This window comes from Thalassospira sp. ER-Se-21-Dark, assembly GCF_017922435.1.
Classification (GTDB): Bacteria; Pseudomonadota; Alphaproteobacteria; order Rhodospirillales; family Thalassospiraceae; genus Thalassospira.
Genome location: NZ_VDEZ01000004.1, coordinates 146,936 through 170,568, shown reverse-complemented (window position 1 = coordinate 170,568; position 23,633 = coordinate 146,936). Strand labels below are relative to the sequence as shown.

Below are 23,633 nucleotides of genomic sequence, written 5' to 3'. Positions count from 1 at the left end.
ATTACGCCAAGGACATTTGACGCAGCACCCCTGTTTGGGCAGTGTGGTGGATACCGAATGTCGGCAACTTAAAAACATAATCTGTATCGCGGTGCCAGGAGGCCCATATGTCCGAACCCATCATCCACTATTTCTTCGTGCAATCACCGTGGTCTTTTTTCGGGTTTCGCCGCGTTGTCGAGATCGCCAAAAAACATGGCGTGGAAATTATCCATAAACCCTGCCGGGCAGCCGATGTCTGGGAACATGGCGGCGGCGTGCCTTTGGCAAAACGCCCGAAACCGCGTCAAGAATATCGACTTGTTGAACTGAAACGCTGGTCGGATTATCTCGGCATTCCGGTCAACCTGCATCCGACACATTTCCCCGTCGATGAAACACTTGCCGCGCGCACCATCATCGCCGTTCAGAACGATGGCATGGACGTAAGTGCTTTGACTGAAACCCTGATGGGGGATATCTGGCTGCGTGAACGTGATGTTTCGCTGCCCGCGACCGTCCGCGAGGCCCTGATATCAAGTGGCCTTTCGACGGAATATCTCGAACATGCTGACCTGCCAGAGATCGCCAAGATCTATGACGAGAACTGCCAGTCCGCACGGGATCGTAACATCTTTGGTGTGCCGACCTATTTCATCGGCAACGAGATGTTCTGGGGGCAGGACCGCCTTGATTTTGTTGAACGAACGCTTCAACAGAACGCCTGATCAAGCGCGCCATCAGACCTTAAAAACCACTAAAACAAAATATTATGCGGACACTTTTTCGCCTCTGGCACGTTAACCAGAGCAGCAGAAACAGTAAAAAAGCCCGCATTTAAATGACACAAAGCGCATCTGATTTTCAAAAGGACTTCCTGAGCCAGCTTGAGGACAAGACACCGAACGAGCCGGAATTTCACCAGGCAGTGGAGGAAGTCGTCGGCTCCATTGCCGGTTGGTATCTTGATCAAACCGAGATGCGCAAAAATGCGGTTCTTGAACGCTGCACGGAACCGGATCGCGTGCTGCAATTTCGCGTAGCATGGGAAGACGATGACCAACAGATACAGGTCAATCGCGGCTGGCGCATTCAGTTCAATCAATCGATGGGCCCCTATAAAGGCGGCCTTCGGTTTGCCCCGACGGTCAGCACCAGTATCTTCAAGTTTCTCGGGTTTGAACAAACCCTGAAAAACAGCCTGACCGGCTTGCCGATGGGCGGGGCAAAAGGTGGTGCCGACTTTTCGCCAAAGGACAAATCCCCGCAGGAAATCGGCCGTTTCTGTCAGGCATTCATGCAAGAACTATATCGGCATATCGGGCCAGATACCGATGTGCCCGCCGGGGACATCGGCGTGGGCAGACGTGAAATCAGCATCCTTTTTGGTCACTATATCAAGCTGACGCAAAAGTGGACCGGTGCGCTGACCGGGAAAGGATGCCACTTTGGCGGCAGTGCCGGGCGCACAGAAGCAACCGGCTATGGCTGCATCTATTTCCTTGGTCACATGCTTGATCAGGAAAACAAGGAAATCAAAGACAAACGGATTGCGATCAGTGGCGCAGGAAATGTTGCGCTTCACGCCGCGCGCAAGGCCATAGAACTTGAAGCCAAAGTCATAAGTCTGAGTGACAGCTCCGGCACCATGCACTTTGCCAATGGCATGACAAACGACCTTCTTGATCAGGTTGATGACTGGAAAAACAACCAACGCAAATCGCTGTCGGAATTTGATGGCGGCAAGAATTCCGAGTTCCTTGAAGACAAGAAACCCTGGGGGCTTGAGTGCGATATTGCCCTGCCCTGCGCGACCCAGAACGAGCTTGATGAACAAGACGCCAAGCAGCTTGTTGAAAACAAGGTGATGATGCTTTGTGACGGCGCGAACATGCCACTGACGGCAAAGGCACAGGAAGTATTCATCAACGCCAATATCCCGCATGCCCCTGGCAAAGCATCCAATGCCGGCGGCGTTGCAGTAAGCGGCCTTGAACAGAGCCAAAATGCGCAGCGTCTGAGTTGGGATACGGAAAACGTCGACAAACGCCTTCGCGAAATCATGTCCAAAATTCACAACGACTGCATCGAAAACAGTCCGGACGGGAAAATCATCAATTATCGCGATGGTGCCAATCTTGCTTCGTTCAAACGCGTCGCAGAAACCATGAATGCATTCTGGCTTTCGTAATCAAACCCGGCCGTTGATGCGATTGTAGTTTGCGGCTCTCTCACGACTGAAACCAAGGAGTTTCCCCATGAAAGTTGCCGATATCGCAATCAATTTACTGAGTGATCTTGGCGTCAAACATGTATTTGGCATCCCCGGTGACGCGATCAATGACATTACATTTGCCCTTGAAAACAGGGATGAAATTGATTTCGTCCTTGTTCGCCATGAAGAAGGTGGCGCTTTTGCCGCATCCGCACAGGCAAAACTGACCGGCAATCTTTCATGCTGTGTCGGCACGGCGGGTGGCGGTGCCATCCATCTTTTGAACGGCCTTTATGATGCTCGTCACGACCATGCCCCGGTTCTTGCCATCACAGGCCAAGTTGATTCGGAATTTATCGGCACCGAGTATCATCAGGAAGTTGACCTGAAAAAGCTGTTCGAAGACGTCACCGTCTATTCCGAGACAATCATGCATCCGGCACAGGCCCCGCGTATCCTCAAAGAAGCCTGCAAGGCCGCGATTGAAAATCGTGCACCCGCCCATGTCTGTATCCCGAACAATATCGCCAGTGCCGATTGCGCCGATGATCCGATCAATATTGCAACCTTGTTGGCAACCCGCGAAGTTTCCCCGTCCAGCGAGAACCTTGATCACGCTGCCAAACTGATTGCTCAGGCATCAAAGCCCGTCATTCTTGCCGGTATCGGTGGTGCCGAGGCAGCCCAGGAGATCTTTGATCTGGCGCACCGGATTGATGCACCGATCGTCAGAACCCTACGTGCCAAAGACTGGCTTGATGACGACGATCCCATTTGCATTGGTGGGTTGGGCCTTCTGGGTGGCAAACCGGGGCAGGATTCTGTCGAAGATTGCGATTTGCTGTGCATCATTGGGGCCGATTTCCCCTATCAGGAATTTTTCCCCAAAGATGCCAAAACCATCCAGATCGATAGTAATCGCAGCCAGATCGGCAAACGGCTTGATATTGATGCCCCGTTGATCGGCAGTGCCAAGCTATCGGTGCAAGGCCTTCTTGATCGCGTCACCCCCAAAGACACCGAAACACAGCGCAAACACTGGATCGATAAAGTCAAGGATCAGCAAGACGATTGGTCAAAGATCGAGAAGTCCGACAAAAGCCCGCTTCACCCCGCAAGTGTCATGTCCGCAATCGGGGACCATGCCGCCGATGATGCCATTTTCCTGGTTGATACCGGAACGACCACAGCCTGGGCCGCGCGGCATTTGCGGGTAAAACGTAACCAGCGTTTCACCCTGTCATCCGGGCTCGGTACAATGGCCTTTGCCCTGTCCGGGGCCAATGGTGCGCAGCTTGCCTATCCTGATCGTCAGGTCGTCGCCATTGCGGGTGACGGCGCATTCAACATGCTGATGGGTGAACTTTTGACTGCTGCCGAATACGATCTGCCGATCACGGCGGTTGTCTTTGATAACAGCAAGCTTGGCTTCATCGCACTGGAACAGGAAGCCAAAGGCCTGCCCGAACATGCAATCGCCTTTAAAAACCCGGACATGGCGGCCATCGCCCAGGCCTGTGGCTGTCTTGGCCTGCGCGCGGAAAACACCAAGGAGCTTTCAAGCGCGCTGTCACAAGCGTTTGCAAGCAAGAAGCCAACCGTCATTCAGGTCCCAGTTGACCCTGACGTCCTGATCATGCCGCCCAACCCGACCTTCTCGCAGGCACAGAAATTTGCCGTTGCCAAGGGGCGGGAAATGCTCGGAAAGCTGAGGTCATAGGGCAAATCGCCCCAATGATGCCTGCTTTGTTGTGCAGGTTGAGCTCAGAAAAAAAGCGTGGCAGCAAAGCTGACCACGCTTTTTTTCCGAATATGTTTGGTGACTGTTATCCTAGGCGTTTGACGTGATCGACAACGAAACCATCTTCTGACGGATAGCTATTTTCGATCATGGCAAGGGCCTTGGTTTCGTCGCTGGCCGCAACTTCATGAGTTTGAACATCAGCCCAGCGGTCATCAAAGAGGTCGTGGGATCGGTTCTCTTTGACACATTCGCGCACAGCCTGATTGTGCAGTTCAACTTCATATACGGTTTGGCGATGGCCTGTGAATGCAGACATATCCGCCGCTCTCCTTATATTTTGTTCGCTGGCGCCGCCCAGACGCCAACCTGTCCTGAACCGGGAATCTCAATCACAAGATACCCAACCGTGAGTCTACGTTTCGCACCTTAACGAGCCGTAAATTATCCGGTTAATTGATACTTCCAGATTAATTGCTCCGGTTTCAAGTGCGAATTTGGCATAGGCGCATGACGAATGCCCTGATTCAGGACAAATCGCCGCCAGTGCACTGCACCATAAAAGCCAGGCTGGAACCGACCAATTTCGACCACAAAAGAATCTCGGTCGGATCGAAAATGCCACCTACCTTCAAACAGCGGAGATGCTGCAGCGCACAGTGCGCGCAATAAAATTACAATGCAGCTTTGGCAAACTCCGAATAATTCCACACCAAAGCAGCCCCTCAACCGAAACGATCTTTTTTGCGCATTCCCGGAATTAGAAATTGATCCAACGCCCGATGCATCAAACATAAAGGGATAAGCAGGAAACAGCCTGCACCAGAAAAATGATGCTGCCAGGAGGCTGCAAGAGGATGAACGTCTTTTCCGATATCGCCTTTGATGACCACGAACAGGTTGTCTTTGCCAGCGACAAAACCACCGGCCTGAAAACCATCATCGCGGTCCACAACACCAACCTTGGCCCGTCACTTGGCGGCTGTCGCATGTGGCCCTATGCCAGCGAACAGGACGCCATTCATGATGTTTTGCGCCTTTCGCGCGGCATGACTTACAAATCCGCCCTCGCCAACCTTCCGCTTGGCGGCGGCAAGTCGGTCATCATCGGTGATCCGCGCAGTCAAAAGACACCAGAATTCTTCCGCGCAATGGGCCGCGCTGTCGAGCAACTTGGCGGGCGCTATATCGTTGCCGAGGATGTCGGCACCAGCCCTGAAGACATGGGCTATATCGCAAGCCAGACCAAGCATGTCGGTGGCATCAATGATGGCAAGGATCCGGAACGCACCGGTGACCCATCCCCCTTTACCGCCTATGGCGTTTTCATCGGGCTTAAGGAAGCGGTGCGCTTCAAACATGGCAACGACGACCTTACGGGCATGCGGGTCGCAGTCCAGGGTTTGGGGCATGTCGGCTATCACCTCTGCCGGATGCTGCATGCCGCCGGGGCCAAGCTGATTGTTGCGGACCTGAATGCCGCCAGCATGAAGGCCGCCGCCATGGAATTTGGCGCAACCGCAGTTCCGGTTGATGAAATCCTGTCGGTTGATGCCGATATCCTTGCCCCTTGTGCCCTTGGCGGGGTGATCAATGACAAGTCGATCGAGGAACTCAAGGTTGGCGTGATTGCCGGTGCAGCCAATAACCAGCTTGAAGATGATCGCCACGGCGAGATGTTACGCGAAGCCGGGATTTTGTATGCCCCGGATTACGTGATCAATGCCGGCGGTGTCATCGAAGTCTACTATTGCCGCGAAGGTAAAACGGTTGCCGAAACCAACATGCATATCGAAGGCATTGGCGAAACCGTGTGCGAGATTTTTGAACGCGCCAAGCAACAGAACCTGTCGACCGGTTTTGTCGCTGATCGCTTGGCCGAGGAACGCTTTGGTCTGAAAAAGTAACCGTGCTGATCAAGCAGCATCAGCCACAAACAACAAAGGCGAGGCCCATGTGGCTTCGCCTTTTTCGTTTTTCCTGAATGTCTTGAAGTAGCTTATTCGGCGGCGATCGGTTCGATGTTTGCCGTTACAGCCGCTGCATCATCACAATCGCAATTGCCGCAGGTCTTGGCTTGCAGCAGTTCTGCGCGCATGTGGCAGGCGCATTTGCCACATTGCGGCGCGCAGCCATGGAAACGGAAAACTTCCGCCGGACGTGTCGCCCCGCCCTGCTCGGCGGCACGGCGGACGTCTTTTTCCTTGAGCGCATTACAAATGCAGACATACATGGTGCGATTGCAATCAGTTATTAATTACGTATCGCCACCTCTAAGATAAATGCGAATGGTTTTCAAACACTTTTGCAACAAACCCGGACAAAAAAATTCCCCGCAAGGCCGAACGCCTGCGGGGAATTTTCGAAAAACTGTTTTATCACAAGGCGATAAAAGTGATCAGGCCTTTGCGATGTGGCTAACGACCTTGGTCACACCTTTGATCCGGCGCACGATGGAAAGCACCTTTTCAAGCTCTGCATCGCTTTGTGCTTCGCCCATGATGTAGACGACATTCTGCACCGACTGCCAACGATAGTTGACGGAGCTCACACCTTTTTCGGCCAATAACAATGCCTTGATCTGGCTTTCGATCCAGACGTCGGACACGGACTGGGTCGCCGAATCGGTCGGAACGGCGTTCTTGCCATATTCATCTTCCGCCCGGTGATAGGCATCGATCGTTTCCTGATCGGCAATCACCAGATGGTCATACACCGTTTTGATCCGGTTATCCTGTTTGACCAGCGACATGACGTCATAATATTTGCCCTTGGAGTCCACCATGCCGGTCACCATGACATTCTGTTCCCAGATGTCGATATTCACATCCATCAGATAGGTGTGATCGACCTTGGAGAACTCGCCAAGGATGCCGGACTTGATCTGGGTATCTTGCCACTGGTCATTGCCGGTGCGGTCTTCCAACGGCATTTGCAGCGGTCCGCAGGCCGCCAGCGGCACTGCCAGCAACGCACATACCGATACCGTTTTCAGCACACGGCCGATGCCGCGGTTTACCTTGATCATTCCTGTTCTCCTTGTTCATGCCTGCCTGACATGGGTCAATCTTCTTGCGTCAGTTCAAACGCCGCAGGACGTCTACTGTTCCGACCAATAGCTATTGCAGCCAATTTTGACGAAAAAAAGCCCGACCGCGTTCAGGCGCACACATCCTACATCAGAGATCACGAATAAAAGAAAGAAAAATGGACCGGGAATTTCGTCCCGGTCCATCTGACATGACCATCTGGCAGATCAATCTTCTTCCATCGACATCAGCGATGCGTTACCGCCCGCTGCCGTGGTGTTGATCGTGATTGTCTTTTCAGTGGCAAATCGATGCAGGAACGCCTCATCAGGCAATGCACCGTCATCCTCGGCGCCGCTATCGGAAATCAGCGACAGGATCGCGCCATCGCGCTTGGCCAGAAGCTGCTTGAACGACGTCACGCGATCAAGCGATGCCACGCACGATACCCCGGCGATATCACCATCATACATCGCGCCCAAACCTGTGTTGGTGCCAACCGCCTTGACCAGCTTGGCCGGAAGGCCTGCCTGCTGTGCCAGTGTCGGAATATCGGCAAGCCATTTCTGATCACCCGCAAGGATCACCGCATTGCCCGCGGCAAGGGCGGCCCCCAGATGGCGGATGATTTTTGCCGGTTCGGCGTCCTTGTCCGCCTGGATCAGGTAAACTCCACGGCCCTGACAATACAGGTCGTTGGTTTCACCGGTCGGCCCGGGCATCCGGGTCGGCGCGACAAAGCCGTTTTCCGAAAGGGCCGCAAAGTTCGCCACATGATCGGCCCCCGCCATCAGGGCATCATTGCCCGATGCGTCCATCTTGGCCGACAGCTTTTCAAGGATGGTCACGCGCGCATTGCCGTCGGTTGCCTGCCATTCTTCCTGGGCTGACAGCATCGCGGCATATTCATTGGTCGCAATGACATCCTTGACGATGATCGGTGCGCGATCGTCTGACACGTCATCATTGGAAATGGTATTTGCCTTCGCAATCGGCTTGGCAAAACGTTCTACATAGTGCGGACCACCGGCCTTTGGACCGGTCCCCGATTTCCCCTGCCCGCCAAACGGCTGCACACCGACCACCGCACCGATCTGGTTACGGTTCACATAGCAGTTGCCAACCCGCAGTTTCTGCGAAATTTCGCGCACGGTGGTATCGATACGGGAATGGATACCAAGTGTCAGGCCATAACCAGATGCATTGATCTGATCAAGGATCTTGGGCAGGTCGCGCGCCTTATAACGCACCACATGCACAACCGGGCCGAACACTTCGCGTTCAAGCACATTGATCGATGGGATTTCAAAGCAATGCGGCGCAAAGAAATTACCGCCTTCGCATTCCGGAAGCATGTCACAGGCATGCAGAAGCTTGGCCTCCTTTTTCATGCGTTCGGCATGGGCTTCAAGCACCTTGCGCGATTTTTCGTCAATCACCGGACCGACGTCGATATCAAGGAACTTCGGATCACCAACGCGCAGTTCCTTCATCGCACCGACCAGCATTTCACAAAGCTTGTCGGCGATGTCTTCCTGAACAAACAGCACGCGCAGGGCCGAGCAACGCTGACCTGCCGACTGGAAACCGGAAATGATTGCGTCCTGCACGACCTGTTCGGGCAGTGCGGTCGAATCAACGATCATCGCGTTCTGACCACCGGTCTCGGCAATCAGCGGCAACGGAACGCCCGGGCGTTTTGCCAGTGCCTGGTTGATCACCTGTGCGGTTTCGGTTGACCCGGTAAAGGCGACACCGGCAATGCGCGGATCATTGATCAGCTGATTACCAATCACACGCCCCGGCCCCGGAACCAGTTGGAATGCCGAACCCGGAACGCCGGATTCAAGGATCAGTTCTGCCGCACGGGCAGCAATCAGTGATGTCTGCTCTGCTGGCTTGGCAATTACAGCATTTCCTGCTGCCAGTGCCGCGGTCACCTGACCGAGGAAGATTGCCAACGGGAAGTTCCACGGGCTGATGCAAACAATCACGCCCCGGCCTTCAAGCGGGCTGCCTTCGCGGAAGGTTTCCTCCGCCCGGTTGGCATAATAACGACAGAAATCGACGGCCTCACGCACCTCGGCAACGCCATCGGAATAAAGCTTGCCGGCTTCGCGCTGACAGAGCGCAATGAACTCGTCCATGTTTTCTTCAAGCAGATCCCCCAGACGACGCAGTGCTGTCGCACGTTCACTTGCCGGTGTCTTGTTCCAGGTTTCATAGCCCTTAAGGGCGGCAACAACGGCGGCATCAATATCGGCCTCAGTCGCCTGCACAAGGTTACCGACCTTCTCATCAAGCTTGGCCGGGTTGATGACATCAATCGGGGTGCCTGAAACAAGCTTGCCATCAATCAGCGGGGCCGCGTTCCAGGTCTTGTTCTTGATTTCAGCAAGCTTGGCACTCAGCGGTAACAGCTTTTGCGTATCTGTCAGATCAAGCCCGCGCGAATTGACGCGACTTGCACCATAAAGATCAATCGGTGCCGGAATCTTCGGGTGGCCTTTGCGCGGAAGTGCTGCCATCTTTTCGATGGGATCGGCAATCATTTCCTCGATCGGCAGCTGTTCATCCTGAATACGGTTCACAAAGCTGGTGTTTGCACCATTTTCCAACAGACGACGCACCAGATAGGCCAGAAGGTCTTCATGGGTGCCAACCGGCGCATAGACACGGCACGGAACGTTTTCGCCGTTCTCATCAACGATCTGCTCATAAAGCGCTTCACCCATGCCATGCAGACGCTGGAATTCAAAGGTGCGATCATTGCCCGCCATTTCCAGAACCGATGCCACCGTATGGGCATTGTGGCTGGCGAACTGGCAATAAAATGCATCGCGGCGCGACAGCATATATTTCGCACACGCCAGATAGGACACATCGGTCGATGCCTTGCGGGTAAAGACCGGATAACCGTCAAAACCGTTTTCCTGACTGAATTTGACTTCGGTATCCCAATAGGCCCCCTTTACAAGGCGGACCATCATCTTGCGCCCGACCTTGGTCGACAGATCGGCAAGCCATTCCAGAACGTGATAAGCACGTTTCTGATAGGCCTGAACCGCCAGACCATAGCCTTCCCAGCCATCAAGATCCGGATCGGCAAAGACAGTGCCGATGACATCAAGCGACAGGTCAAGACGGTTGGCTTCCTCGGCATCGACGGTAAAGCCGATATCGTATTTCTTTGCCAGAAGTGCCAGTTCCTTAAGCCGCGGGGTCAGTTCGTTCATCACGCGATCATAGTTGGCAAAATCATAGCGCGGATGGATCGCCGAAAGCTTGACCGAGATGCCCGGACTATCAATCGGCCCACGGCCATTGGCAACGCGTCCAATATCATGAATGGCGGTTTCATATGCCTTATAATAGCGATCGGCATCCTTCATCGTGCGGGCGGCTTCGCCCAGCATGTCATAGGAATAGCGATAGCCTTTTTCTTCATTCGCCTTGGCGCGCTCGGCGGCCTCGTCAATGGTGCGGCCCATCACGAACTGGCGGCCCATGATCCGCATCGCATGGTTGAATGCCTTGCGAATGACCGGCTCCCCCGAACGGCCGATCATGCGTTTGATCAGACGGCCCGGATCGGCCTTTTCCGCCTTGCCGAACTTGATCACCCGCCCGGTCAGCATCAGCCCCCAGGTCGACGCATTGACAAAGAAGCTGTCGGAATGGCCGAGATGGCTTTGCCAGTCGGCGTCAAACAGCTTGTCCTGGATAAGCTTGTCGGCGGTGACCGCATCAGGCACACGCAGCAATGCCTCGGCCAAGCACATCAGGATGACGCCTTCCTTGCTCGACAGCTCATATTCATGCAGCAGGGCATCAATGCCGCTTTTGCCGTTATCAGCACTGCGCACGCGGGCAACCAGTTGATAGGCGCGGTTCTGAACGCGCGCGGTCTGTTCCGGGGAAAGACGCGCTGTTTCGATCAGGCGTTCAACAACGGCCTCTTCATCGGCGCGATACGTGTCACGGATCGTCTGGCGGATTTCATTCGGTTGCGGCAGTTCGGTACGGAACATGTCTAAAAGCCTCTCCCTGATGTTGGACTTTGCCGATCCCGAAGAACGCACATTATTTCAGGCGCTTCGGGGCCTTTTGCACCTCTATGGCGACAGACAATATTATTTCATCCGAAAAATGTGCTGCCATTTTTGGCTAAAATACGATATATCATCCACGATTTTTACATTCGCATAGTCACAAATACTGGCTGGACGCTTAAAATGCAGAAGAACCACAAGAGCCTGGACAAGATCGACAAACAGATCCTTCGCGAACTTCAAAACGATGGCCGCATGTCCAATGTGGAGCTATCACGCCGGGTTAATCTGAGCCCGACACCCTGTCTGGAACGCGTGCGCCGCCTTGAGCAAAACGGTTTTATCACCGGCTATATGGCAACACTGGATCCGCGCAAGCTTAACCAGTCACTTGTGGTCTTCGTTGAAATCACTCTTGATCGTACCACACCTGACGTCTTTGATGTATTCGCCGCTGCGATCAAGAAGCTCCCTGAAATCGAAGAATGCCACATGGTTGCGGGTGGTTTCGACTATCTTGCGAAACTGCGCGTCGAGGACATGTATGCCTATCGCGAGTTCCTTGAACGGCTGTCTTCTGTTCAGGGTGTCGGTCAGACTCATACATATGTCGTGATGGAAGAAGTAAAAGTCCGGCCCGGCATCGTCATTCCCTGATTTTCTTTTTTTGTTGATTGGCAACAACTTAATAGATCAAAATCGCATCCATCAAAGCAGACATCAGATCTGCTGGAAAAGTTGTTGGTGAAAACAAAACGGAAAACGGGTGCAGGAACATGTCTGAAGTCAGCTTCTACTTCGATTTCTCGTCACCTTACGGCTATCTTGCGGCCGAACGGATGGAAGACTTCGAAAAACGCCATGGCGTCACGGTCGTCTGGCGCCCCTTCATGATAGGCGCTGCCTTCAAACAGACAGGACAAAGCCCGCTTCTGGATCAGCCGATCCGCGGTCCGTATTTCCGTCACGATATGGAACGCTGCGCTCGCCTGCAAAACATTCCGTTCCAAATCCCCAATAACTTCCCCTACGCGGCACTGGTTCCGACCCGGGCCTATTACTGGCTGGAATCGCGATCTCCGATGTTGGCGCGCAAGTTCGCCAAGGATATCTATCGCGGCTATTTTGCCGACGGGCTTGATATGTCGAACCCGGAAAACGTTTTTGCCGCCGCAACCCGCCATTCCATCAATGCATCCGAAATGCGTGCTGCCGTAGAATCCCAGAAATGGAAAGACCATGTCCGCGCTGTCACCGAGGACGCGATCAAGATGGGTGCCTTCGGTTCGCCCTTCTTCTTCTACGAGGACGAACCTTTCTTCGGGAATGACCGCATCGATCAACTCGCCCAGTGGATTTCACTGCGCAAACTCACACTTGGCAGCACAACAGACAACCCCGGGCAGTAGCACCGTCAAACGTCGCCGTTGAATGCAGAACAAACCCTTCTGGAAGATGCAGATCAGCCTTTCTACTTAACGACTTTTTCTTGCACTTTCGTGGCCGACAACCAGGTTTGCGCATTGCGCGCAAGAGCTTGGCGGATATCATCGCGTGTAAGAACTTCGTCAATCATGGCAACCGCTTTCTTGCCCCAATCATTCTTGGTGCAAACCACGTGGTAATTGATTTTTTCTGATGCTTCGCGGAATGGGTGGGTGACGATCATCGGGGCGCTATCACCACCAAGACCGTTCTTTTGATTGATTAGAAACCACGTCAACGCCCAGGGTGGCGCCAGCGAAAAGTCCACACGTTTCATTTCAATCATCGACAACATTGGCGCCAGGAAATTGGGTGTGGGATGTCGAACGACGCTGTCTGAGTTTGAATAGCGCTGGATGATCCTGTCTGTTTCTTCGCCATACGAAATGCCCGCCCCGATTCCGACGACAAAACCCGCGTCAAGCAACTGGGCCAGCGAAACCTTGTCATCAATCGCCTCACGGAGCTTTCGGTTATCCGGCGAATACACCAGGTGACTGCTCTCAAGCACCGCGCTTGGCTGCTTGGAAAAATAGACAACCTCTTCGCGCTCAGCCGTCCGAATCAGTCCCGGCACGCAATAGTTTCCCGTTTTCATCAGGGCAAACAACCGCGCCATATTGGCATGCCCCTTCACCATGTCGGGATCAAGCGACTCACCGAACAATATATCAAGGATCCCGCCATGAAGCCCCTTGCCAGCCAACGGTCCACTACCAATACCAATCGGCGGCACATCGGCCTTAAGCCAATGAATTTCCTGAAGCGTATCTTGCGCATGCGCTGGCCTTTGTCCGAAAACAGCAGCAACACATGAACAAAAAACCAAACAGATCAAAGTCCGGTATGACATTATTTTTTCGCCCGCATTCCCAAGACAAGATCAATCAAAATAAGGATCGGCTGCGATTTTATGGCGACCACTGGTCACCTGCAAACAACCTCATATGCGCTAAACGCTATGGGTGATTTGATAGCATATAGTTAATTTCGGTACTGAAATACCGATTTAATATTGACGTTTACGTAAACTTCACCGATAACAACAGCCATAAACACCCTGCACGCGGGCCGATTTGCCCATAACAAAAAAACGGTGAAAACGGACGATGACGGTACTGAAATCTGCGGTGAACGCCCGTTCCGAAGAATTCCGCAACAATGCCGAACATATGGAAAAGCTGGTTGCGGATTTGCGCGATCAAATCGCAGCGGTCAAATTGGGCGGCGGTGAACGCGCCCGTGATCGTCATACCGGGCGGGGCAAATTGCTGCCGCGTGAACGTATTCGCCAGCTTCTTGATGTCGGCTCCCCGTTTCTGGAACTCTCGCAGCTTGCCGCACATGGCATGTATGGCGATGAAGACGTTCCGGCAGCCGGCATCATTACCGGCATTGGCCGTGTTTCAGGCGTTGAATGCGTGATTGTCGCCAATGATGCCACGGTCAAGGGCGGTTCCTACTACCCGATGACGGTGAAGAAGCATCTTCGCGCACAGGAAATCGCGCTGGAAAACAATCTGCCCTGCATCTATCTGGTCGATAGCGGCGGGGCCAACCTGCCCCGTCAGGATGATGTGTTCCCGGATCGCGACCATTTCGGACGCATCTTCTTTAACCAGGCGACCATGTCATCCAAGGGCATCCCGCAGATCGCGGTTGTCATGGGGTCCTGCACGGCGGGTGGTGCCTATGTCCCGGCGATGTCGGATGAAAGCATCATTGTCCGCAAACAGGGCACGATCTTTCTCGGCGGTCCGCCGCTGGTGAAGGCCGCCACCGGTGAAGTTGTCTCGGCCGAGGATCTTGGCGGGGCCGACGTTCATTGCAAAACGTCCGGTGTGACCGACCATTATGCCCAGGATGACAGCCACGCGCTTTCGATTGCGCGTGATATCGTCAAGAACCTGAACTGGACGAAGAACCCTGGCCTGACTTTGACCGAGCCGCGCACACCAGCCTATGATCCGCGCGAGATTTATGGCGTGGTTCCAACCGACACCAAAAAGCCCTATGACGTGCGTGAAATCATCGCCCGCATCGTTGATGGCTCCGACTTTGATGAGTTCAAGGCACAGTACGGCACGACGTTGGTCACCGGCTTTGCCCGCATCTTTGGCTATCCGGTCGGCATCATTGCCAATAACGGTATCCTCTTTTCCGAAAGCGCACTTAAGGGTGCGCATTTCATCGAGCTCTGTGCGCAGCGCGGCATTCCGTTGGTGTTCCTGCAAAACATCACCGGCTTCATGATCGGCCGCAAATATGAAAGCGGCGGCATTGCCAAGGACGGTGCGAAGCTTGTCACCGCCGTTGCCACCGCCAATGTACCGAAATTCACTGTCCTGATCGGTGGGTCCTTTGGGGCAGGCAACTATGGCATGTGTGGTCGCGCATACAGCCCGCGCTTCCTGTGGATGTGGCCAAATGCCCGTATTTCAGTCATGGGCGGCGAACAGGCGGCGAACGTTTTGACGCAAATTCGCGCCGATGCCGCCGAAAAGCGCGGAGAAAACTGGCCGAAGGCCGAGCAGGAGGCGTTCAAGGCACCGATCCGCGATCAATACGAGGAACAAGGCCACCCCTACTACGCGTCCGCCCGCCTTTGGGATGATGGCGTGATTGATCCGGCTGATACCCGCATGGTTCTTGGTCTTGGCCTGTCAGCGGCACTCAACAAACCGGTCGAAGAAACCCGGTTTGGCGTGTTCAGAATGTGAGGCCGTCATGAGCAATGTAAACACCGATAACATTTCTGATGCCGCGCTCTGTGAAATCGCCGCCAATGGTGTTGCGACCATCACCTTGAACCGGCCCGAAATTCACAATGCATTTGATGATGTCCTGATCAACGATCTGACCGCCAAGATCGAAGCCCTTGATGCCGATCCGGCTGTTCGTGTGATAATCCTGACCGGGGCTGGCAAAAGCTTTTCGGCCGGGGCGGATCTGAATTGGATGAAACGTATGGCGGGCTATAGCCATGCTGAAAACCTTGCCGACTCACGTGCACTCGCCAAGCTGATGAAGGTTTTGAACTTTGCCTCGAAACCGACCATTGCATTGGTCAACGGGGCTGCCTTTGGCGGCGGGGTTGGTCTGGCGGCGTGTTGCGATATTGTGATCGCGTCCGATCGTGCCAGCTTCTGCTTGTCGGAAGTCAAGCTGGGCCTGATCCCGGCGGTGATTTCGCCCTATGTGGTTGAGGCCATCGGGGTCAATCAGGCGCGGCGTTATTTCCTGACCGCCGAACGGTTTGACGCCAAGACCGCCCAGCAGATTGGGCTGGTGCATGAAATTGTTTCTGGCGATGAATTGGCTGCCCGTGGGCAGGAAATGGCGAATCTTCTGCTCGCCAATGGCCCGGATGCGATGCACGCTGCCAAGAACCTGATTTACGCGGTTGCCAACAAGCCGATCTCAGATGCCGTGATTGATGACACGGCCCGACGCATTGCCGATCAACGCGCAAGTGCCGAAGGCCGCGAAGGTGTCGGTGCCTTTCTGGAAAAACGTCCCGCGAACTGGAGCAAGAAATAACATGCCGCGCAAACTTCTGATCGCCAACCGCGGTGAGATCGCCTGCCGCGTGATCAAGACCGCCCGTCGCATGGGAATTGCCACGGTCGCCGTTTATTCCGATGCCGACGCCAATGCCCTGCATGTCAAACACGCCGACGAGGCCTATCACATTGGCGCCCCCGCGCCCAAGGACAGCTATCTGCGCACCGACCGGTTGCTTGAAGTCATCGCGCAATCCGGTGCCGATGCGGTTCATCCGGGCTATGGCTTCCTGTCGGAAAACGCCGGTTTCGCCGATGCACTGGAAAAGGCCGGTTGCGTCTTTGTCGGCCCGCCGGCAAGTGCCATCCGCGCCATGGGATCAAAATCCGAAGCCAAGAAAATCATGGGCAAGGCTGGTGTCCCGTTGGTGCCAGGTTATCACGGCGAAGATCAGGACCCCGACCTTCTGGCCGCCGAGGCCGACAAGATCGGCTATCCGGTATTGATCAAGGCATCCGCCGGCGGCGGTGGCAAAGGCATGCGTGCGGTTGAAAAGGCATCCGATTTCAAGGACGCCCTGATCAGTTGCAAACGCGAAGCCGCAAGCAGCTTTGGCGATGATCATTGCCTGATTGAAAAACTGATCGTCAAACCGCGCCACGTTGAAATTCAGGTCTTTGCCGACAGCCATGGCAATGCGGTTTACCTGTTTGAACGCGATTGCTCCCTGCAGCGCCGCCACCAGAAGGTGATTGAAGAGGCCCCGGCACCGGGAATGACCGAGGACCTCCGTACCCAGATGGGCAAGGCCGCGGTCGATGCCGCCAAGGCGATTGGCTATCAGGGGGCTGGCACGGTTGAATTCCTGCTGGACGCGTCTGGTGCGTTCTATTTCATGGAAATGAATACCCGCCTTCAAGTCGAACATCCGGTGACCGAAAAAATCACCGGCGAAGACCTTGTGGAATGGCAGCTGCGTGCCGCCGATGGCGAAAAACTGCCAAAGGCGCAGGAAGACCTTTCGATCAACGGTCATGCCTTTGAAGTCCGCATCTATGCCGAAGACCCGCAGAATGATTTCCTGCCCGCAACCGGCAAGCTTGTCCATATGCGCATGCCGCGCGAAACCGATCATGTGCGCGTTGATACCGGCGTTTATGAAGGCGGCGAAGTATCGATCCATTATGACCCGATGATTGCCAAGCTGATCACCTGGGATGTGGACCGCACATCGGCCCTGCGTCGCATGGCGACTGCGCTAAATGATGTTCAGATTGTTGGTGTGACCACCAATACCGGCTTCCTTGGCAATATCGCGCGCCATCCGGCCTTTGAACGGGGCGAGGTCGAAACCGGCTTCATCCCGAACTATCAGGATGATCTGATCCCCGCCCCAACCACGCCTGATAACGAGGCGCTGGCATTCGCCGCCCTTGATATCCTGCTGACCCGCGATGCCGAGGCCGCCCTTTATGCAGCGCAAAGCAACGATCCCTATTCGCCCTGGCACAGCACGGCTGGTTTCCGGCTGAATGACGATAACCACCATGACCTGATCCTGCGTCATGACGGTACGGATCTGCTGGTCAAGGTGCATTACCGTGATCAGGGCTATGTCATCGATATGCCTGATGGTAGCGCTATCATCGCCAGTGCCGAGCATGATGAAAATGGCGCCATCGTTGCCAGCCTGAATAACGTCCGCAAACGCGCTTCGGTGCTTCGTGACGGTAATCGTCTGATGATATTCCGTGATGGTCGCTCGGACCGTCTCGACATCTTTGATCCGCTGGCCGCGGCTGGTGGCAACGAAGGTACCGGTGGTGGACTGACCGCACCGATGCCGGGCAAGATCATCGCTGTGATGGCCAAGGTTGGTCAATCGGTCACGGCGGGTGACAAGCTTGTCGTGATGGAAGCGATGAAAATGGAACACACCATTTCAGCCCCCGTCACCGGCACGATCAAGGAAGTGTTCTTTGGTGTCGGCGATCAGGTCGATGATGGCGCAGAACTGATCGCGATCGAGGAGGCCGAATAATGGCCCTGATTTCCGATTTGCCAAGCCATGTCAAAATCGTTGAAGTCGGTCCGCGTGACGGGCTTCAGAACGAAAAGGCAATGGTCCCGACTGCAACCAAGGTCGAGTTGATCCATCGCCTGAATGATGCCGGATTATCCGTGATAGAAACCACCGCCTTTGTCAGCCCGAAATGGGTGCCGCAAATGGCCGATGCGCCCGATGTCATGGCCCAGATCACCCGCAAACCCGGTGTGACATACCCGGTGCTGGCCCCGAACATGAAGGGTCTTGAGGCCGCGATTGCCGCGGGCGCGACCGAGGTTGCGGTATTTGGCGCGGCATCGGAAAGTTTCTCGCAAAAGAACATCAATTGCTCGATTGCTGAAAGCCTTGATCGCTTCCGCCCGGTGGCCGATGCGGCGCGTGACGCGGGCCTTTCAGTACGCGGATATGTTTCCTGCGTTATGGGCTGCCCGTATGAAGGCGACATTGCGCCTGAAAAGGTCGCAGAAGTCGCCCGCGCACTTTATGACATGGGCTGCTATGAAATCAGTCTGGGCGATACCATCGGCACAGGCACGCCCGCCAAGGCACAGGCGATGATCGCCGCTGCTGCCAAGGATATACCGACCGAAAAGCTCGCCGCCCACTTCCATGACACCTATGGTCAGGCGCTGGCCAATTTGCTTGCTGTGCTGCAAATGGGTGTGGCTGTAGTCGACAGTTCGGTCGCCGGACTGGGCGGCTGCCCCTACGCAAAGGGGGCCAGTGGCAATGTCGCAACCGAGGATGTTGTCTATATGCTGAACGGGCTTGGCATCAAAACCGGTATCGATCTTGAAAAGCTTGCCGAGACAGGAAGCTGGATTTGTGATCAGATAGCAAAATCAACTGCATCGAAGGTCAATCTGGCCTTGGCAGCCAAACGAAACTAACCGACGAATGGCGTAGATGATTTCACAACTTTGATATCTCGCCCGCGGAGGGCAAACCTAACCGCCGCAAAACTCCGGTCTTGATCGCTACTTGGTCCAACAATAATTTTCTTGATTGGCAGTGCTTGTGCACTGTCTTCCACCAACTGGATATAAGGGAGAATACCTCGTCTACTGTTGCGACATAGTATTTTTTTGCACCTTTCATCGCTGGTGGAGCCGTCATCAAAAATACTTCCTCTTAGAATAGGCGCTGCAACTATTCTTACCTCATGTTCTTCGTGAAACCCCCAGTGCTTTAGCCTGGTAGCAGGATTCACAAACGCATCATAAGTATCTGGCTTAAAATGAGGTTCCTGACCAAGAAACAAACGGTTAGCGGCCTCGACAATCTTATCAATCTTAGGGCGAACAGAACCTAACTCCGAATACTCAGAGCCATAGACTACGTCCCCCATGTACGCCACTGCCCAATCATATTTGCTCAATCCAACTTCGATATACTGAGCAAGTTTGTGCGTATCAAATTCTATAGCGTAACCTCCCCCCGCCCCATATCCACGCCACTGGCTCAACAAGCCATTAGCTTGTTCGTACTCACCGTTATGACTACAAAAAGAAACGAAGAATGGGTGCACGGCCTCAACATTATCTCCATCGCTCTCGAAGGTAGACCTGTAAAGTGAGTCGATAAACTCAATGGCCTGACTCTCTGCGAGCCCTCTCACCCCCGAGAAAAGATCAAGCTCACTCTGCGAAACTCTTCCTAGTTTGACGGCTTCTGAAACAGCCTTCAAAAAATGCGGAAATAGCACTCCAAGCAGTACTTCACGAAAATGCAGAACTTCTTGGCTGTCATTCAGAAACTTGTAGCTAGAAGCCCAAAAATCATTTGTATTAAGTATACCAAGCAATCCAGCCTGATCTGTGTAATGGAAAAGACTTTCATGTTTTTCCCATATCTGTTCTTCTGAAATTTCCATTATTCACCATAAATGACAGTCAGGAATATTCGTGTAGTTGCGCACGGGAATAGCTAGCATTCGGAGTGTACAACAATTAGCCCCGTACCTGTATATAGCCTCAGACGGGCCACCCCGAACGATCTGCCAATGATTGGCCGCTGGCTGCATGTGCCCGAAGTTGTCCGCTGGTGGGGCGATCCGGCTGAGCAGATTGAACTGATTTCCGAAGATGTCGAACTGGCCGAAATGGCGACCCTGATTGTGTCGTACCGCAACCGGCCGTTTGCATTCGTGCAGCATTATGACGCCCATCAATGGCCGCAGGCGCATTTTGAGCCCTTGCCCGAACATACCCGCTGTCTGGACGCCTTTATTGGCGTGCCAGACATGATGGGCTGCGGGCATGGGCAGATGTTTTTAAAGATGCTGACACGCCAATTGTTTGAACGTGGCGCGCCCATGATCGGCATTGATCCCGATCCGGAAAACGAACGTGCCATCCGGTGTTATGAGGCCATCGGGTTTGTTGCCGGGCGGGAATATGAAACCGCCAAGGGCCCGTGTCTTTTGATGACGCTGGATGCCCGCGCTCAGAAACAAAGCTGATCTTTCTGATCGCAAGTCACCCTGCGTTGCCGCCGCCAACCACGGGCTTGTGTGTCCCCGATTGCAACAATTGGTCTGGCTGAGGTTTCTGGCACGCCAGCCTGTAGCTGACGATGCCGGTCAAGGCACCAAACAACACAATCCCTGCGACCTGCCCCCACAAAACCCCGACGGCCCCGAAATAGATGCTACCCAACCAGACGAGCGGGATCACGCCAAGAAACTCCTTGGCAAGATCGGCAAGCATCGCAAGATTAGGCCGCCCGGTGACGTTAAAGAAGGTATGGGATGAAAATTGCAGACCCAGGAACATATAAAGCGGCGCAATCGCCGTACAGAACAGGCCCAGCAGGTTTGCAGTTTCCGGCGTGGTGCGAAACAGCTCAGCCAATTGGTCAGACAAAACAAACAACAGTGCTGACACCACCAAACCATAGACAACAATCAGCCCCCAGACCGAATGCCAGATGGCGCGCACCCGATCCGTGCGTTTAGCGGAAAAATTCTGTCCAAAGATCGGTCCGATAGCCTGCGGCAAGGCCATGTAACCGACAAAGGCAAATGGCGCGATGCGTTCGATGATCGCCATTGCCGCGACGGCATCTGACCCAAACTTTGCCATTGATGCCATGATAAAACCGCTGGCAATTGGCGGGCCGGTTTTGGCCAGCCCGACCGGCACGGTGACCCGGGCAATTTCGCGAACATCTTGCGCGAATACAGCACGATTGAAATGGCCCAGCATGTTATGCACATTGCGCACGCCATAAAACGCAATCACCATGATCACGACGCGCGATATCACGGTGGCCCAGGCAGCCCCCTCCACACCCCAGCCAAAACCAAAGATGAAGATCGGATCAAGCACACCGTTGGTGACCGCCCCTGCGATCTTGGCCCACATCGACCGCTGTTTGGCCCCGATCACCCGTAAAAGCGCCCCGGACGCCATACTCAGCACCAGAATGGGCAGGCAAAGCATGACAATCTGTAGATAACTTGTACCAATCTCATGGACGCGGCCTGATGCGCCAAGTGCTGCCAGCATAACTGGCGCCCCCCACCAAATCACCGCCGTCATCAGAACCGAAAGACCAACACCAAAAAGCAGAATATGCGTTGCCATCACACGCGCGCGGTCACGGTCGCCAAGCCCCTCGGCCCGTGCCACCAACGCTGTCATTGATGTCGACACCCCAAGCGATATCGCCAGCGTGAAAAATATCAGGGGCCAGGCAAAGCCAAGTGCGGCAACAATATCGACATCGCCCAGAAGGCTCAGGAAGAACAGATCAAGCGCATCGACAGCCACCATCGCAACAAGCGCAAGCATGCTTGTCGAAGCCATGCCGAGGATATGGCGCAGAACCGACCCACTGATAAAATACTGCTGCTGCAACGCCATTTTCTGTTTGATCCATCACGGTTGGAAAAGCGAGGCATCAATCGTTTTTGAAAGAGCTTGCAGATGTATCGGCACTGATAAGGAACTTGTGCCGCTGCCGCCTTGAAAGATGTTCTGTTTCTGCCGTCGATACCGGTTGTTTCGCCGCAAGGTTCAGATCCGTTCCAGCCTTCCATTTCGCGGCGATGACGCTTGGATTTTGCGGGCAGAACTCATTCAAGCGGGCTATCACATGGTGCTGCACACTGCTGGCCTCGGGAAATTTCCGATCGGTCCAGAACCGTTTGCGCGGCCGGAAATACCCGGCCTCATCAAGGAACGAAACGCCGAAATAGTGGCAGGACTCAAGCGAGTTATAGAAATGTTCGTCAAAGACAAAACTGCCATCCTTGCGCATGGAATGCGTCAGGCACCAGTCCAACATCTCGTCAAGCTGACTTGCTGCGAAATCGCGCTGGGCTGGTGTCATATGTGACCAGCCATGACGAAATATCTTCGCGACATCGTAGTTGTTGTGGTTGTTGAAATTGCCACGGCTCCGCCAGCCAACCGGATATTCTTCACCCCGCCGCTCAAGTGTCGTGCGGATCAGGCTTGGCCAATGGCGAACGTCCCCTTTGCGATAGGACACAATGTGGAACGTAAAACTCAGATCGTCATAGCGATGGGTTTTACCATCTGATGAATACCATGGCCCCCAGTAACCGGTTTCAGGGTTCTGAATATCGTCGAGGAAATCGGTAAAGGCCTTGATATAGGCATCATCAAGTGCGATCCCGCTGACATGTTCCCGGGCAAAATTGCGCAGACGCGGCTTGAAGCACAACTGCGCCAGACAACACAGAACCGAGCCCAGTTCATCACGTTTGTTGCGCCCGGTCGCGGCAATATCCGACACCAGAAGATCTTCGAGATAGGCGCGCATCTTCGGGATGGTTGATACCGGCTCCAGAAAATGAAGCGGATGGCGCGGTGCGCGTTTTTCCGTTGCCAGTTCATGCAGACGCACAATGGTCGCATCAAACTTGTGATGAAACTCGGTATATTGCCAGCCCCACGATCCATCGACCGATGATTGGCGCGCAACGTAACTTTGATCGGTTTCGGCAAAACTGCTTTCAAGGCGCGTTACAAGATCATCGAGCCGCGGCCAATAAGCCGTGTAACGTGCAAGCCACTTGGCATAGATATAGAGCTGCTGGGACGCAAGCATGGTGCGGCTATATTCGCTGAAGCGGCGCAATATCCCCGCCATGGCACCAAGATGATCGTTATATCTTTGTACTTTGTCGTGATAGGCACGGTCATAGCGGGCAAAATCCCGCGTAATCACGCATCCGTCAACCACATGTGCAAGTCCCGATACAGTAGTCATCTATGGTTCCGGCCACCTCGCTTGATCAAGAGAACGGCTGCCTGTGATTAGAACCACCTTCTTTGCCCAAAAGATGGCACACATCGAAAAGTTCGGGTGTCGGTCAGAAATCCCCTTCCGGGTTGCTGTCTTCACGCAAAGGACAGCCGACTAAAACCTTAAAGGTTGTCTCAAAGGCCAACATAAACAGCTATTAATTGCATACAGGATATTGCGATCTGACGCTACCCTTTTGGCGAAAACTATACATATCCATATTACCAAAGATTAATATTGCGTTGATGCTCAGTTTCGCGGGCAGCACAGTTCAAGCAACTCT

Annotated in this window: 19 protein-coding genes; 11 read left to right on the top strand and 8 right to left on the bottom strand. The window is 54.1% G+C overall.

Annotated features, from left to right (window positions below; all coding sequences use genetic code 11):
• Positions 1–107 precede the first annotated feature (107 nt).
• The 3 genes from FHI25_RS16135 (at position 108) to FHI25_RS16125 (ending at position 3,914) form a co-directional block, all read left to right on the top strand.
• Positions 108–707: a 2-hydroxychromene-2-carboxylate isomerase gene (locus FHI25_RS16135; protein ID WP_210519524.1), complete on the top strand. Its 600-nt coding sequence runs from the start codon at positions 108–110 to the stop codon at positions 705–707.
• Between the two features lie 113 nt (positions 708–820).
• Positions 821–2,170, top strand: a complete 1,350-nt coding sequence (gene gdhA, locus FHI25_RS16130; RefSeq protein ID WP_210519522.1) for an NADP-specific glutamate dehydrogenase — start codon at positions 821–823, stop codon at positions 2,168–2,170.
• 67 nt (positions 2,171–2,237) lie between these two features.
• Positions 2,238–3,914 carry a thiamine pyrophosphate-dependent enzyme gene (locus FHI25_RS16125; protein ID WP_210519520.1) on the top strand — a complete coding sequence of 559 codons (1,677 nt, stop codon included), beginning with the start codon at positions 2,238–2,240 and terminating at the stop codon, positions 3,912–3,914.
• Positions 3,915–4,020: 106 nt separating this feature from the next.
• On the opposite strand, the gene FHI25_RS16120 is transcribed toward FHI25_RS16125, so the two are convergent.
• Entirely contained in the window at positions 4,021–4,254 is a 234-nt protein-coding gene (locus tag FHI25_RS16120; protein ID WP_008890584.1) for a hypothetical protein, read from the bottom strand.
• Positions 4,255–4,792: 538 nt separating this feature from the next.
• Here FHI25_RS16120 and FHI25_RS16115 point away from each other — a divergent pair.
• A complete protein-coding gene (locus FHI25_RS16115) occupies positions 4,793–5,842 on the top strand; it encodes a Glu/Leu/Phe/Val dehydrogenase dimerization domain-containing protein (protein ID WP_210519518.1) in 1,050 nt (349 codons plus the stop codon).
• 92 nt (positions 5,843–5,934) lie between these two features.
• On the opposite strand, the gene FHI25_RS16110 is transcribed toward FHI25_RS16115, so the two are convergent.
• The 3 genes from FHI25_RS16110 to putA form a co-directional block, all read right to left on the bottom strand.
• Positions 5,935–6,168, bottom strand: a complete 234-nt coding sequence (locus tag FHI25_RS16110; RefSeq protein ID WP_063088336.1) for a (2Fe-2S)-binding protein — start codon at positions 6,166–6,168, stop codon at positions 5,935–5,937.
• Positions 6,169–6,333: 165 nt separating this feature from the next.
• Positions 6,334–6,963 (bottom strand): BON domain-containing protein, encoded by a 630-nt coding sequence (locus tag FHI25_RS16105; protein WP_064781583.1) that lies wholly within the window; start codon positions 6,961–6,963, stop codon positions 6,334–6,336.
• Between the two features lie 228 nt (positions 6,964–7,191).
• Positions 7,192–10,995, bottom strand: coding sequence for a bifunctional proline dehydrogenase/L-glutamate gamma-semialdehyde dehydrogenase PutA (gene putA / locus FHI25_RS16100; RefSeq protein ID WP_210519516.1), 3,804 nt, complete (start codon positions 10,993–10,995; stop codon positions 7,192–7,194).
• Between the two features lie 204 nt (positions 10,996–11,199).
• On the opposite strand from putA, the gene FHI25_RS16095 reads away from it, so the two are divergent.
• Together FHI25_RS16095 and FHI25_RS16090 are read left to right on the top strand one after the other, a co-directional pair.
• Positions 11,200–11,673 (top strand): Lrp/AsnC ligand binding domain-containing protein, encoded by a 474-nt coding sequence (locus tag FHI25_RS16095; RefSeq protein ID WP_008890579.1) that lies wholly within the window; start codon positions 11,200–11,202, stop codon positions 11,671–11,673.
• A 119-nt stretch (positions 11,674–11,792) separates the two neighbouring features.
• On the top strand, positions 11,793–12,425 hold the full coding sequence (locus FHI25_RS16090; protein ID WP_008890578.1) for a 2-hydroxychromene-2-carboxylate isomerase: 633 nt from the start codon (positions 11,793–11,795) through the stop codon (positions 12,423–12,425).
• A 62-nt stretch (positions 12,426–12,487) separates the two neighbouring features.
• Here FHI25_RS16090 and FHI25_RS16085 read toward each other — a convergent pair whose 3' ends face one another.
• Positions 12,488–13,330 (bottom strand): hypothetical protein, encoded by an 843-nt coding sequence (locus FHI25_RS16085; RefSeq protein ID WP_210519514.1) that lies wholly within the window; start codon positions 13,328–13,330, stop codon positions 12,488–12,490.
• A 280-nt stretch (positions 13,331–13,610) separates the two neighbouring features.
• On the opposite strand from FHI25_RS16085, the gene FHI25_RS16080 reads away from it, so the two are divergent.
• The 4 genes from FHI25_RS16080 to FHI25_RS16065 are packed head-to-tail and all read left to right on the top strand — an operon-like array spanning position 13,611 to position 18,963.
• Positions 13,611–15,221 (top strand): carboxyl transferase domain-containing protein, encoded by a 1,611-nt coding sequence (locus FHI25_RS16080; RefSeq protein WP_210519512.1) that lies wholly within the window; start codon positions 13,611–13,613, stop codon positions 15,219–15,221.
• A 7-nt stretch (positions 15,222–15,228) separates the two neighbouring features.
• Positions 15,229–16,041, top strand: coding sequence for an enoyl-CoA hydratase/isomerase family protein (locus FHI25_RS16075; protein WP_210519509.1), 813 nt, complete (start codon positions 15,229–15,231; stop codon positions 16,039–16,041).
• Position 16,042: 1 nt separating this feature from the next.
• Positions 16,043–18,046 carry an acetyl/propionyl/methylcrotonyl-CoA carboxylase subunit alpha gene (locus FHI25_RS16070; protein WP_210519507.1) on the top strand — a complete coding sequence of 668 codons (2,004 nt, stop codon included), beginning with the start codon at positions 16,043–16,045 and terminating at the stop codon, positions 18,044–18,046.
• Complete coding sequence (locus tag FHI25_RS16065; protein WP_210519504.1) at positions 18,046–18,963, top strand: hydroxymethylglutaryl-CoA lyase; 918 nt, start codon at positions 18,046–18,048, stop codon at positions 18,961–18,963. The genes FHI25_RS16070 and FHI25_RS16065 overlap by 1 nt, the downstream gene beginning before the upstream one ends.
• On the opposite strand, the gene FHI25_RS16060 is transcribed toward FHI25_RS16065, so the two are convergent.
• Positions 18,960–19,946: a DUF2971 domain-containing protein gene (locus FHI25_RS16060; protein ID WP_210519502.1), complete on the bottom strand. Its 987-nt coding sequence runs from the start codon at positions 19,944–19,946 to the stop codon at positions 18,960–18,962. The two genes, FHI25_RS16065 and FHI25_RS16060, sit on opposite strands and share 4 nt — an antisense overlap.
• Positions 19,947–20,021: 75 nt before the next feature.
• Between FHI25_RS16060 and FHI25_RS16055 the strand changes: the two genes are divergently transcribed.
• The gene (locus FHI25_RS16055; RefSeq protein ID WP_349238031.1) at positions 20,022–20,534 is read left to right on the top strand and encodes a GNAT family N-acetyltransferase; all 513 of its coding nucleotides are present in this window, start codon (positions 20,022–20,024) and stop codon (positions 20,532–20,534) included.
• A 16-nt stretch (positions 20,535–20,550) separates the two neighbouring features.
• Here FHI25_RS16055 and FHI25_RS16050 read toward each other — a convergent pair whose 3' ends face one another.
• Positions 20,551–21,939: an MATE family efflux transporter gene (locus FHI25_RS16050; RefSeq protein WP_210519498.1), complete on the bottom strand. Its 1,389-nt coding sequence runs from the start codon at positions 21,937–21,939 to the stop codon at positions 20,551–20,553.
• Positions 21,940–21,976: 37 nt separating this feature from the next.
• Positions 21,977–23,314, bottom strand: a complete 1,338-nt coding sequence (locus tag FHI25_RS16045; RefSeq protein ID WP_210519496.1) for a hypothetical protein — start codon at positions 23,312–23,314, stop codon at positions 21,977–21,979.
• Between the last annotated feature and the right edge of the window lie 319 nt (positions 23,315–23,633).